Source organism: Streptomyces hoynatensis (assembly GCF_003626535.1).
Lineage (GTDB): Bacteria > Actinomycetota > Actinomycetes > Streptomycetales > Streptomycetaceae > Streptomyces > Streptomyces hoynatensis.
In genome coordinates this window covers 74,963-89,398 of the sequence record NZ_RBAL01000026.1, presented here as the reverse complement: position 1 = coordinate 89,398, position 14,436 = coordinate 74,963, and the positions used below count along the sequence as shown (strand labels likewise).

Sequence of the window (14,436 nt, the reverse complement as noted above, 5' to 3'; positions counted from 1 at the left end):
AGGACTCACCGCCGCCTGGCACCACCACCCCACCCACACCCACTACGCCGAAATCACCCTCCCACCCCACACCCCCCACACCGACACCTTCACCCTCCACCCCGCACTCCTCGACGCCGCACTGCACGTCAGCGGGCTCGGCCTGGCCGGGGATTCGGGAGCGGACGCGGGCGAGGTACGGCTGCCGTTCTCCTGGTCGGGGGTGCGGCTGCACGCCACCGGCGCCACGACGTTGCGGGTGCGGATGGCCCCGGCGGGGCCGGGGGCATTCGCGGTGACCCTCGCCGACGCGACGGGCGAGCCGGTGGTCACCGTGGACAGCCTCGCCACCCGCCCGATCGACTCCGGGCAGTTGGCCGCCGCCACGCGCGGCTGCCGGGACGGCATGTTCCGGCTCGGGTGGACCTCGGTGCCGCTCCCCGCGGAGGCGGCGGCCGGCGGCGACTGGCTGCTGCTGGGCGCGGACGAAGCAGACGGAGCAGACGGGGCAGACGGGGCAGACGAGGCGGTGCGGCTGGACGGGCTGGTCGCCGGGCGGTGCGCCGCGCCGGCCTCCGTTGCCGAGGCGCCCGCCGTCGCCCTCGTCTTCCCCTCCCTGGGGACGGCGCAGGGGCTCAGGCCGCCGGAGGCCGTGCGACGGGCTACCGCCGGGGCGCTGGGGCTGTTGCAGGCGTGGCTGGCGGAGGAGCGTTTCGCCGACTCCCGGCTGGTCGTGGTGACCCGCGGCGCGGTGGCGGCGGGCCGGGAGGACGTGCCCGATCTGGCGGGTGCCGCCGTGTGGGGGCTGGTCAGGTCGGCACAGACCGAGAACCCCGGCCGCTTCACGCTGGTGGACCTGGACCCGGCGGAGGAGCCGGACAACGCGGCCCTTCTGCTGCGTGCCGCCGTGGCCGTGGGCGAGCCGCAGCTCGCCGTGCGGGCGGGCGGGTTGCTCGTGCCGCGGATCGCTCGGGTGACGGCGGAGGCCGAGGCCGCGGCGGAGCGTGCGGTGCCGGGCCCGGGCGGCACGGTGCTGATCACGGGCGGCACCGGCACCCTCGGCGGCTTCCTCGCCAGGCACTACGCCACCGCGTACCCGGGTGTGCGTCTGCTGCTGACGAGCCGTCGGGGTGCCGGGGCGCCCGGGGCCGTGGAACTCACGCGGGAACTGGAGGAGTTGGGGGCCGAGGTCACCCTCGCCGCCTGCGACACCGCCGACCGCCAGGCCCTCGCCGACCTCCTCGCCACCATCCCGGCCGAACATCCGCTGACCTCCGTCATCCACACCGCCGGCGTCCTCGACGACGCCACCCTCACCACCCTCACCCCGCAACAACTCGACACCGTCCTGCGCCCCAAGGCCGACGCCGCCTGGCACCTGCACGAACTCACCCGCGACCACAACCTGGCCGAGTTCGTCCTCTTCTCCTCGGCGGCCGGGACGGTCGGCAGCGCGGGGCAGGGCAACTATGCGGCGGCGAACACCTTCCTGGACGCCCTGGCAGCCCACCGCCGCGCCCACGACCTGCCGGCCACCTCCCTCGCCTGGGGCCTGTGGGCCGACGCCAGCGGCATGACCGGACACCTCGACGCCGCGGACACGACGCGGATGAGCCGCGTGGGCATCCGGCCGATGGGGGCGGAGGAGGGCCTGGCGCTGTACGAGGCGGCGCTCGACCTGGGGGAGGCGCAGCTGGTCCCCGCGAGGATCGACCCGGGGCTGCTGCGTCCGCACGCGGCGGCGGGGACATTGCCGGTGGTGCTGCGCGGCCTGGTACGCCCGCCCACGCGGCGTGCCGCCGAGGCCGCCGACGACTCGGGCAGCCTGCGCGCACGCCTCAGCCGCATGCCCACCGACCAGGCCACCCAGACCCTCACCGACCTGGTCCGCACCCACACCGCCCTCGTCCTCGGCCACCCCACCCCCGACACCATCAACACCCACCACGCCTTCAAAACCCTCGGCTTCGACTCCCTCACCGCCGTCGAACTCCGCAACCGACTCAACGCCGCAGCCGGGCTGCGGCTCCCGGCCACCCTGATCTTCGACTACCCCACCCCCCAGGCCCTGGCCGCACACCTGCGCGAAGAACTCCTCTCGGGCCCGCCGCGGCCGGGCGACGCGGGCCCTGCGGCGCCGGCCGTGACGGACGGGGACGACCCGGTGGCGATCGTGTCGATCGGCTGCCGCTACCCCGGCGGCGTCCGCTCCGCCGAAGACCTGTGGAACCTCGTCGCGGGCGGCGTCGGCGTGCTCGGGGACTTCCCCGAGGACCGCGGCTGGGATGTCGAGGCGCTGTACGACCCCGAGCCCGGGAAACCCGGCAAGACCTACACCAGACAAGGCGCCTTCCTCTACGACGCCGCCGAGTTCGACCCCGACTTCTTCGGCATCAGCCCCCGCGAAGCCCTCGCCATGGACCCCCAGCAACGCCTCCTCCTCGAAACCACCTGGGAAACCCTCGAACACGCCGGCATCAACCCCCACACCCTCCACGGCACCCGCACCGGCATCTTCACCGGCGTCATGTACGGCGACTACGGCGGGCGGCTTCGTGCGGTGCCCGGTGCCGTGCCCGAGGACGTCGGCGGCTACATCGGGAACGGCAGTGCGGGCAGCGTCGCCTCGGGGCGTGTCTCCTACACCTTCGGCTTCGAAGGCCCCGCCGTCACCGTGGACACCGCCTGCTCCTCCTCCCTCGTCGCCCTCCACCTCGCCGCCCAGGCGCTGCGGGGCGGCGAGTGCGAGCTGGCCCTGGCGGGCGGGGTGACCGTGATGGCGACGCCTGATGTGTTCACCGAGTTCAGCATGCAGCGGGGGCTTTCACCCGACGGGCGCTGCAAGTCCTTCGCGGCCGGGGCCGACGGCACCGGCTGGGGCGAGGGCGTCGGCATGCTGCTGCTGGAACGGCTCTCGGACGCCCGCAAAAACGGCCACCCCGTGCTCGCGATCGTGCGCGGCTCCGCCGTGAACCAGGACGGCGCAAGCAACGGCCTCACCGCCCCCAACGGCCCCTCACAACAACGCGTCATCCGCCAAGCCCTCGCCAACGCCCACCTCACACCGGCCGACGTCGACGCCGTCGAAGCCCACGGCACCGGCACCACCCTCGGCGACCCCATCGAAGCCCAGGCCCTCCTCGCCACCTACGGACAGGACCGGCCAGAAGACCAACCGCTGTGGCTGGGCTCCCTCAAGTCGAACATCGGCCACACCCAGGCCGCGGCGGGCGTCGGCGGCGTCATCAAAATGGTCATGGCCCTACGCAACGGGGTGCTGCCCAAAACCCTCCACATCGACGAGCCCACCCCCCACGTCGACTGGACCGCCGGAGCCGTCGAACTGCTGACAGAGGCCAGGACCTGGCCCGACACCGGCCACCCCCGCCGCGCCGGCATCTCCTCCTTCGGCGTCTCCGGCACCAACGCCCACCTCATCATCGAACAGGCCCCGGCCGAGCCGGCGGAAGAGGCCGAGACGGGCGGCGGCGAGGGCGACGACGCGGCCCTCGTTCCGTGGGTGCTGTCGGGCCGGACGCCGGAGGCCCTGCGGGAACAGGCGGCGCGGCTGCGTGAGTTCGTGACCGCGGGCCCCGAGCCGAGGCCCGCGCGGGTCGGCTGGGCGCTGGCGACCGAGCGGGCGCAATTCGAGCGGCGGGCCGTGGTCCTCGCCTCGGACGGCGCGGAATTCGCCTCGGCGCTGGCGGCGCTGGCGGAGGGGCGGGCCGCGGACGGCCTGGTCACCGGCGAGGCAACCCCCTCCGGAAAGACCGCCTTCGTCTTCTCGGGCCAGGGCAGCCAGCGCCCCGGCATGGGCCGCGACCTCTACGACACCTATCCCGTCTTCGCCACCGCCCTCGACGAGACCTGCGCCGCCCTCGACCCCCACCTCGACCGGCCCCTCAAGTCCCTCATGTTCGCCGAGGAAGGAACGGAAGAGGCCGGGCTGCTCAACCAAACCCGCTACACCCAGCCCGCGTTGTTCGCCCTCGAAGTCGCCCTCTACCGGCTCCTCACCCACCACGGCATCACCCCCGACTACCTCACCGGGCACTCACTCGGCGAACTCACCGCAGCGCACCTCGCAGGAGTCCTCACCCTGGCCGACGCGGCGACGCTGATCACCACCCGTGCCCGGCTCATGCAGGCCGCCATCCCCGGCGGAACCATGATCGCCATCAACGCCCCGCACAAGGAGATCACCCCCCACCTCGCCGAGACCCACGGCACCGTCACCCTCGCCGCCGTCAACTCCCCCACCACCACCGTCATCGCCGGAGACACCGAACCCACACGCGCCATCGCCCGCCACTTCGCCGACCACGGCATCCGCACCCGCGAACTCACCGTCTCCCACGCCTTCCACTCCCCCCACATGGACCCCATCCTCGACCAGTTCCACGCCACCGCCACCACCCTCACCTACCACCCACCCACCATCCCCCTCATCTCCAACACCACCGGCAACCTCGCCACCACCGAACAACTCACCGACCCCACCTACTGGACCCACCACATCCGAAACACCGTCCACTACGCCCAGGGCATCACCACCCTCCACACCCACGACACCACCACCTATCTCGAACTCGGCCCGCAGGGCTCTCTCGTCTCGCTCACGGAGGAGACCCTGGGCGAGGCGGGTGCCGAGGTGGCCGCGCTGCCCGTCCTGCGGCGGGACCGGCCGGAGGGGGCGGCATACCTGACCGCGCTCGCGCGTCTTCACGTGCGGGGGGCCGACCCGGACTGGTCGCGGGTGCTGCTGCCGCGGCCCCGGCCGGCCGGCCTGCCGACGTATCCCTTCCAGCGCCGGACGTTCTGGCTGGAGCCGGCCGCCGCGGCGGCCGACGCCGACGGGCTGGGGCTGCGGGCGGCCGGGCATCCGTTGCTGGGGGCCGCGGTGTCCCTGGCGGACGGGGCCGGCGTGGTGTTCACCGGGCTGATCTCGCCGCGGACGCATCCGTGGCTTGCCGAGCACACCGTGATGGGCACGGCCCTGCTGCCGGGGACGGCGCTGGTCGAACTCGCTCTCGGGGCGGGCGCGCAGCTGGGTGCCGACCGGATCGAGGAGCTGACGCTGCATGCGCCGCTGGTGCTGCCCGAGCGCGGGGGCGTGCAGGTGCAGGTCGTGTTCGGTGAGCCGGACGAGGCCGGGGCCCGGGCGGTGAGCGTGCACGCGCGCCCCGCGGAGGGCGGGCCCGGCGAGACGGCGGAGCGGGAGTGGACGCGGCACGCCGCGGGCGTGCTGGCCCCGGCGGCCGAGGTGCCCTCCCTGCCGGGGGCCGGGGAGCTGCGGGGCAGTTGGCCGCCTCCGGGCGCGGAGCCGCTCGACGTGGCGGGGCTGTACGAGCGGTACGCCGCGACGGGTTCTGACTACGGCCCGACGTTCCAGGGGCTGCGCGCGGCCTGGCGGCTCGGGGAGGTGGTGTACGCGGAGGTCGCGCTGCCCGAGGAGACCGTGACGGCCGGGTTCGCGGTGCATCCGGCGCTGCTGGACGCCGCGTTGCATCCGCTCGCGCTGGACGTCTTCGGGCAGGACCCGGACAAGCTGGCGTTGCCGTTCTGCTGGCGGGGGGTCTCGCTGCCTGCGGGGCAGGTGACGGCGCTGCGGGTGCGGCTGGCGCCGACCGGGGCCGAGGCGGCTTCCGGTTCCCTGGAGCTGGCGGTGCTGCTGGCCGACGCGGTCACCGGGGAGCCGGTGGCGGGCGTGGAGTCGTTGCAGCTGCGGATCACCGCGCGCGAGCAGCTGGCCGGGTTGCGGGAGGCGGGGCGGGCCTCGCTCTTCCGCCTGGACTGGGTGGACGTGGGGGCCGGTGCGGCGGCCGGGGGCCGGGGCGCGGTGCTCGGCCGGGACCCGCTGGGCCTCGGCGGTTCCTGGGCCGTGTGCGGCGACCTCGATGCGCTCGCCGAGGCGGATGTCGCCGCGGAGGCGGACGCCGCCGGTGCGGCGGACCCGCCCGGTGCGGCGGGCGGCGCAACTCCCGGCGGCGCGGCGGAGGTTCCCGCGTTCGCCGTGGCGCAGTTCGCCCTGGCGGGGGCCGAGGCGGATGCCGCGGGGCGGGCGCACCGGCTGGCGCGGGAGGCCCTCGGGCTGGCGGCGGAGTGGCTGGCCGACCGGCGGTTCGCGGCGTCGCGACTTGTGGTGCTGACCCGCGGGGCGGTGCCTGCGGGCGAGGCGCGCCAGGTGCGTGACCCGGGGGCCGCCGCCGTGTGGGGGCTGCTGCGTGCGGCGCAGACCGAGCACCCGGGACGGTTCGTGCTGCTCGACCTGGACCCGGAGGGCGAGCCGGACGGCGCGGCGCCGGCCGGGGCGGTGGCGGCGGCGCTGGCCTCCGGCGAGCCGCAACTCGCCGAGCGGGGCGGGGCGTTGCTGGTGCCGCGGCTGGCCCGCGCCGGAGAGGTGCCGGCGGTCGAGCCGGGCGCCGCGGCCGGTTTCGGTCCGGGCGGCACGGTGCTCGTCACGGGCGGCACCGGGGCACTGGGCTCCCAGGTGGCCAGGCATCTGGTGCGGCGGCACGGCGTGGAGCGGCTGCTGCTGGCCGGCAGGCGTGGCGCTCAGGCGCCGGGGGCGGCGGAACTGGTCGCCGAGCTGGCCGAGTTGGGTGCCCAGGCCACGGTCGTGGCCTGCGATGTGGCCGACCGGGAGGCGCTGGCGGGGCTGCTGGCGAGCGTGCCGGAGGAGCATCCGCTGACGGGGGTCGTGCACACGGCCGGGGTGCTGGACGACGGCGTCCTGACCGCGCTGACGCCGGAGCGGCTGGCGGGGGTGCTGCGGCCCAAGGTGGACGCCGCCTGGCACCTGCACGAGCTGACGCGGGACGCGGGCCTGTCGGCGTTCGTGCTGTTCTCCTCGATCGCCGGGGTGACGGGCAGCGCGGGTCAGGCCCCCTACGCGGCGGGCAATGTGTTCCTCGACTCGCTGGCCGCCCACCGGCGGGCCCAGGGCCTTCCGGCGACGTCGCTCGCCTGGGGCTTCTGGGCGGAGGCCGGGGGAATGACCGCGGGGCTCGGGGAGGGCGACCGCGCCAGGATGCGCCGCATCGGCGTCGCGCCGCTGTCCACGGAGGCCGGGCTGGCCCTGTTCGACGCGGCGCTGCCGTCGGCGGAGCCGCTGCTGGTGGCGGCGGCGCTCGACACCTCGGCGCTGCGGGAGCCGGAGCTGGTGCAGCCGGTGCTGCGTGGCCTGGTGCGGGTTCCGGCCTGGCGGGCGGCCAGGAAGCGCAACGCGGCGTCCGGCGGGCCCTCGTTCGCCGAGCGGCTGGCGGCGCTCGCCGGGGCCGAGCGGGAGCGGGCGCTGCTCGACCTGGTCCGCGGGCAGGTGGCGAAGGTGCTCGGGCACGCCTCGGTGGCGACGGTGCCGGCCGACCGCGGGTTCATGGACATGGGCCTCGACTCGCTGACGGCGGTGGACCTGAGGAACCGGCTGATCGCCGAGACGGGGCTGCGGCTTCCCACCACGGTCGTCTTCGACTTCCCCAGCCCGGCGGAACTCGCCGAATACCTGGGGAGCGAACTCGGCGCCGCCGGGGCCGGCGGCGGGCTGCCGGTGCTGCGCGAACTGGACCGGATCGAGGACGCGTTGCCCGCGCTGTCCGCGGACCGGGCCGCGACGGCCACGCTCGCCGCCCGCCTGAAGGAGCTTCTGGCGCGGATCGGCGAGACCGGCGGCGCACGGCAGGGCGCCGATTCCTCGGCTGCGGACCGTATCGAGTCGGCATCCGACAACGAGATCTTCGACTTCATCGACAACGAGCTGGAGATTTCGTGAGGGCGCGACAGCAATGGAATTCCGAAGGTTCGTTGGGGTGACGTGTCATGTCGAATGAAGAGAAGCTGCGGAATTACCTGAAGCGGGTGACGGCCGACCTGGCGCAGACCCGCAGGCGGCTGCGGGAGGCGGAGGCGGCCGAGCGGGAACCGATCGCGATCATCGGCATGGGCTGCCGTTTCCCGGGCGGCGTGACCGGCCCCGAGGAGCTGTGGCGGCTGGTTTCCGAGGGCCGGGACGCCATCACGCCCTTTCCCGGGGACCGCGGCTGGGACCTTGCGGACCTCTACGATCCCGATCCGGAGCGGGCGGGGAAGTCGTATGTGCGGGAGGCGGGTTTCCTGGCGGATGCCGGGGATTTCGACGCCGATTTCTTCGGGATCAGCCCGCGTGAGGCGCTCGCCATGGACCCGCAGCAGCGGCAGCTCCTTGAGGTGGCCTGGGAGACGTGCGAGCGGGCGGGCATCGACCCGTCGGGGCTGCGGGGCAGCAGCACCGGGATCTTCGCGGGGGTGATGTACCACGACTATGCCGCCTCCAGCAGTTCGGGCAGCGTGGTGACCGGCAGGGTCGCCTACACGCTGGGGCTTGAGGGCCCTGCGGTGTCGGTCGACACGGCCTGCTCCTCCTCGCTGGTGGCGATGTATGTGGCCGCCCAGGCGCTGCGCCGCGGGGAGTGCACGCTGGCGCTGGCCGGGGGCGTGACGGTGATGGCGACCCCGGAGACCTTCGTGGAGTTCAGCCGGCAGCGCGGCCTCGCGAGGGACGGCCGCTGCAAGCCGTTCGCCGCCGCGGCGGACGGCACCGCCTGGGGGGAGGGCGTGGGCCTGCTGCTGCTGGAGCGGCTGTCGGACGCGCGGCGTCACGGGCACGAGGTGCTGGCGGTGATCCGCGGCGCGGCGATGAACCAGGACGGCGCGAGCAGCCAGTTGAGCGCGCCGAACGGGCCCGCGCAGCAGCGGGTGATCCGGCGGGCCCTGGCCGACGCGGGGATCTCGCCGCGCGAGGTCGATGTCGTGGAGGCGCACGGCACGGGCACCACGCTGGGCGACCCGATCGAGGCGCAGGCGCTGCTCGCGACGTACGGACAGGACCGGCCGGAAGACCGGCCGCTGTGGCTGGGCTCCCTGAAGTCCAACATCGGCCACACCCAGGCCGCCGCGGGCGTCGGCGGCGTCATCAAAATGGTCATGGCCCTGCGCCACGGGGTGCTGCCCAAAACCCTCCACATCGACGAGCCCACCCCCCACGTCGACTGGACCGCCGGAGCCGTCGAACTGCTGACGGAGGCCAGGACCTGGCCCGACACCGGCCACCCCCGCCGCGCCGCCGTCTCCTCCTTCGGCGTCTCCGGCACCAACGCCCACCTCATCATCGAACAGGCCCCCGAGGAGGAGCCCGCGGAAGCGGAGGCCACGGGGGCGGGGGCCGCGGGGACGGAACGCGGCGCGGTGAGCACGGCGGCGACGGTGCCGTGGCTGCTGTCGGCGAAGTCGGCGCAGGCGCTGCGGGAGCAGGCGGCGCGGCTGCGGGAGTACGTGGAGCGGAATCCGGGCCTGGTGCCCGGCCAGGTGGGTCGCGCGCTGGCGACCGAGCGGGCGGCCTTCCCGCACCGGGCGGTGGTGGTCGGCGAGCGGCGCGAGGAGTTCGCCGCCGCCCTGGCGGCACTCGCCGCGGGCGAGTCCTCCCCGGATGTGGTGACGGGCACGGCGCCCGGCGGGCCGGGCCGGACGGTGTTCGTCTTCCCCGGCCAGGGCTCCCAGTGGGCGCGCATGGGCGTCGAACTCATGGAATCCTCCCCGGTGTTCGCGCGGGCGCTGCACGAGTGCGCCGAGGCGCTGGCGCCCTTCACCGACTGGAACCTCCTCGACGTGCTGCGGGAGGCCGAGGGCGCGCCCGGGTTCGACCGGGTGGACGTGGTGCAGCCCGCACTGTTCGCCCTGATGGTGTCCCTGGCGAGGTTGTGGGAATCCCTCGGCGTCAGGCCCGACGCGGTCGTCGGGCACTCCCAGGGCGAGATCGCCGCAGCCCACATCGCAGGCGCACTCACCCTCGAAGACGCCGCCCGGATCGTCACCCAGCGCTCTCAGGCCCTCTCGGCCATCACCGGACGCGGCGGGATGACCTCACTCCCCCTCCCCAAGGAACAAGCCCTTGAGCTGATCCAGCGCTGGGAAGGCCGCATCGCCATCGCCGCGGTCAACGGACCACAGTCCACCGTGGTCGCCGGAGACGCCGACGCGCTCGACGAGATGTTCACCCACTGCGAGCAGGAAGGCATCCGCGCCCGCCGCATCCCCGTCGACTACGCCTCCCACACCCACCACGTCGAAACCCTCAAGGACCAACTCCACAACATCCTCGCCCCCGTCACCCCACGAGAGCCCCGCATCGCCTTCTACTCCACCGTCACCGGCCGGCCCCTCACCCCCGACACCCCCCTGGACGCCACCTACTGGTACGACAACCTCCGCACCACCGTCGAGTTCGAGACCACCACCCGCCGCCTCCTGGAGGACGGACACACCCTCTTCATCGAAACCAGCCCCCACCCCGTCCTCACCCTCGCCGTGCAGGAGACCGTGGAGGCGCACGCCCCCGCCGGGGCCGAGGTGGGGGTCACCGGCACGCTGCGGCGCGGGGAGGGCGGCTGGCGCCGGCTCCTCGGTTCCCTGGCGGTCGCGCAGACCCAGGTGGCGCCGGACTGGGCCGCGTTGCTGCCCGACCGTGCCCCCCGGCCGCTCGGCCTGCCGACCTACCCGTTCCAGCACCGGCACTTCTGGGTGGAGCCGGCCGGGCAGGGGGGCGACCCGGCCGCGCTCGGGCTCACCGCCGCCGGTCATCCGCTGCTCGGCGCGGCGGTGCCCGTCGCCGAGGGCGGCTCGCTGCTGCTGACCGGGCAGCTGTCGCTGCGCAGTCACCCGTGGCTCGCCGACCATGCCGTCCACGGCACGGTCATCCTCCCGGGCACCGCCTTCGTCGAACTCGCCGTGCGGGCGGGCGACCAGGCGGGGCTCGGGCGGGTCGAAGAGCTCACCCTGCAGGCGCCGTTGACGCTGCCTGCCACCGGCGCGGTGCGGCTGCAGCTGCACCTCGGCGAGGCCGACGAGGCGGGCCGCCGCCCGCTCGGCCTGCACTCCCGCCCCGCGGACGCCGCCGAGGACGAGCCGTGGACGCGGCACGCCACCGGCGTGCTCGCCCCGGCGGCCGAGGCCCCCGCCGCCGCGGCCGAACTCGCCGCCTGGCCACCGGCCGACGCCGCCCCCCTGGACCTGGAGGGCTTCTACGCCCGCACCGCCGAGGCCGGCTTCGCCTACGGGCCCGCCTTCCAGTGCCTGAGGGCCGCCTGGCGGCGCGGCGAGGAACTGTTCGCCGAGATCGCGCTGCCCGCCGGGCGGGAGGCGGAGGCCGCCGGGTTCGGGCTGCACCCGGCGCTGACCGACGCCGCCCTGCACACCCTGTTCCTCCGGGCGGGCGGCGGGGAAGGCGGCGACGGCTCGCTGCCCTTCTCCTGGGAGGGCGTCACCCTGCACGCCGAGGGCGCGACCGCGCTGCGGGTCCGGGTCACGCCCACCGGCGAGGCCGGGTACGCGCTGCTGCTGGCCGACGCCGCGGGCGCGCCGGTCGCGACGGTGGAGTCGCTCGTCGTGCGGCCCGTCAACCGCGGCGACCTGACCCCGGCCGCGGCCGGGCCCGAGCAGCTGTACCGGCTGGACTGGGTGCCTGCCGCCGCGCCCGCCCAGGTCCCGGCCGTCACCTGGGGACTACTCGCCGAGGGCGCGCCGCCGCCCGCGGAACTCGCCGCGGCCCTGGCGGCGGCCGGTGTTGCGCCGCGCCCCGTCCCGGCGCTCGCGGAGCTGCCGGACGACGCCGAGCTGCCCGAGGTTGTCCTCGCGGTACTCGGCGGCCCCGCGGAGCCCGCGGCCCCCGCCTTCGGTGCCGAGGGCCCCACGGGCCCGGCGGGTTCCGGGTCCGAGGTGACCGCGGCGGCGCGGGAGGCCGCGTTCCGCGTGCTGGGCCTGGTGCAGGAGTGGCTGGCCGACGGGCGCACCGCCGGCTCCCGGCTGCTCGTGGTCACCTCGGGCGCCGTGGCCACCCGGGTCGGGGAGGACGTGCCCGACCTCGCCCACGCCCCCGTGTGGGGGCTGCTGCGTTCGGCGCAGACGGAGAACCCGGGCCGCTTCGCCCTTCTCGACCTCGACGGCCGCGGCCTGCCCGACACCCTCCTGCCGCTGCTGGCCGCCGGGGAGGAGCCGCAGCTCGCCGCCCGGGACGGCGCCCTCCTCGCCCCGCGCCTGGCCAGGGCTGCCGCCCGGGGCGAGCTGGCCGTCCCCGAGGCCGCGGCCTGGCGCCTGGACCTGACGGAACGCGGCAGCCTGGAGAACCTGACCCTCGCCCCCTACCCGCAGGCGTGGGCGCCGCTCGAACCGGGCCAGGTGCGGCTGTCGCTGCGCGCCTCCGGCGTGAACTTCCGCGACATCATCGTCTCGCTCGGCATGAACCTGAAGGACACCCGCCCGCCCGGCGGCGAGGGCGCGGGCGTGGTCCTCGAAGTCGGCGAGGGCGTCACCGAACTCGCCCCGGGGGACCGGGTGATGGGGCTGTTGCCCGGCGGCACGGGGCCGGTCTGCGTCGTCGACCACCGGGTGCTGGTGCGGATGCCGGCGGGCTGGACCTTCGCCGAGGCCGCCGCCGCCCCCGTCGTGTTCCTGACCGCCTACTACGGGCTGCGGGACCTCGCCGGCATCGAGAAGGGCGAGTCGCTGCTGATCCACGCCGCCACCGGCGGCGTCGGCATGGCGGCCGTGCAACTGGCGCGCCACTGGGGCGTGGAGGCGTACGGCACGGCGAGCCCCGGCAAGTGGGACACGCTGCGCCGCCAGGGCCTCGCCGCGGAGCGCATCGCCAACTCCCGCACCCTCGACTTCGAGGAGCAGTTCCGCCGGGCCACCGCGGGCCGCGGCTTCGACGTGGTGCTCAACGCGCTCGCGCACGAGTTCACCGACGCCTCGCTGCGGCTGGTGAATCCCGAGGGCGGCCGGTTCCTCGAAATGGGCAAGACCGACATCCGCGATCCGCGGCAGGTCGAGGGGGAGCACCCCGGCATCGGCTACCAGGCGTTCGACGTCATGGACGCGGGCGAGGACCGGCTGCAGGAGATGCTCCTCGACCTGCGGCAGCTGTTCGAGAGTGGCGCGCTCACGCCGCTGCCCACGACGGCGTGGGACGTGCGGCACGCCGCGGACGCCTTCCGCTACCTCTCCCAGGCCAGGCACACCGGCAAGATCGTGCTCACCTACCCGGCCGCCCCCGACCCCGAGGGCACGGTCCTGATCACCGGCGGCACCGGCACCCTGGGCGCCCTGCTGGCCAGGCACTACGCCGCCACCGGCCGCGCCGGTCACCTGCTGCTGGCCAGCCGCCGCGGCCCCGAGGCCCCCGGCGCCGTCCAACTCGCCGCCGACCTCGAAGACCTGGGCGTCCGGGCCACCATCGCCGCCTGCGACACCGCCGACCCCGACGCCCTCGCCACCCTCCTGGCCGGCATCCCGGACGAGCACCCGCTGACCACCGTCGTCCACGCGGCCGGCATCCTCGACGACGGCGTGCTGCCCACGCAGACCCCCGAGCGGTTCGAGAAGGTGCTGCGCCCCAAGATCGACGCCGCCTGGCACCTGCACCGGCTGACCCGGGACCTGGACCCGGCCGAGTTCGTCCTCTTCTCCTCCGCCGCCGGCACCCTCGGCGGCGGCGGCCAGGCCAACTACGCCACGGCGAACGCCTTCCTGGACGCCCTGGCCGCGCACCGCCGCGCCCAGGGACTGCCCGCCACCTCCCTCGCCTGGGGCCTGTGGGAGGAGGCCAGCGGCATGACCGGGCACCTCGACGAGGCCGACCGCACCCGGATGGCCCGCACCGGCATCGTCCCGCTCTCCACGGAACTCGGCCTCGCCCTCTACGACGCCGCCCACGCCCACACCCAGGCCCTCACCTTGCCCGTCCGGCTGAACGAGACGGCGCTGCGGGAGGCCGAGTCCGTGCCCCCGCTGCTGCGCGGACTGGTCCGGGCGCCGGCCCGCCGCGCCGCCGCGGGCTCCGGGGCGGCCACGGCCCACTCCGGCCCGCCGCTCGCCGAACGCCTCGGCGGGCTCGACGAGGAGGAACGCACCCGCCTGCTGCGGAACCTGGTGCGCAGCGAGGTCACCGTGGTCCTCGGCTACGCGGGCACGGACACCGTTCCCCTGGAGAGGTCGTTCAAGGAACTCGGCTTCGACTCCCTCACCGCCGTCGAACTCCGCAACCGCCTCAACGCGGCCACCGGCCTGCGGCTGCCCTCCACGCTCGTCTTCGACCACCCCACCCCGGCCGCCCTGGTCGACCTCCTGCGCCGGGAGATCACCCCGGACGAGGCCGCCTGGACCCACGCGGTACTCGCCGACCTCGGGAAGCTGGAGAGCGCCCTGCGCGCCGCGGACCCGGACGAGGAGGCGCGGGAGGCGATCGGCGCCCGGCTCCAAGCCGTCCTGCGCGCCTGGAACGAGACCGCGCGCCCCGCCGCGTCCGACGACCTCGCCTCGGCCACGGACGACGAGCTGTTCGACGTGCTCGACAACGAACTCGAAGCCTACTGACCCGCACCCACCCGCCCACCGGCCACGTCCGCAATCCGACCTTCCCGGTCACCTCAT

Annotated in this window: 2 protein-coding genes; both read left to right on the top strand. The window is 75.3% G+C overall.

Translation table 11 applies throughout. From position 1 onward, the window contains the following. Positions 1–7,747: type I polyketide synthase (locus tag D7294_RS33515; protein ID WP_241562686.1), on the top strand; the 7,747-nt coding region annotated here is incomplete at its 5' end. A gap of 86 nt (positions 7,748–7,833) precedes the next feature. Beyond that, on the top strand, positions 7,834–14,379 hold the full coding sequence (locus tag D7294_RS28480) for a type I polyketide synthase (RefSeq protein ID WP_422070757.1): 6,546 nt from the start codon (positions 7,834–7,836) through the stop codon (positions 14,377–14,379). The last annotated feature ends 57 nt before the right edge of the window (positions 14,380–14,436 follow it).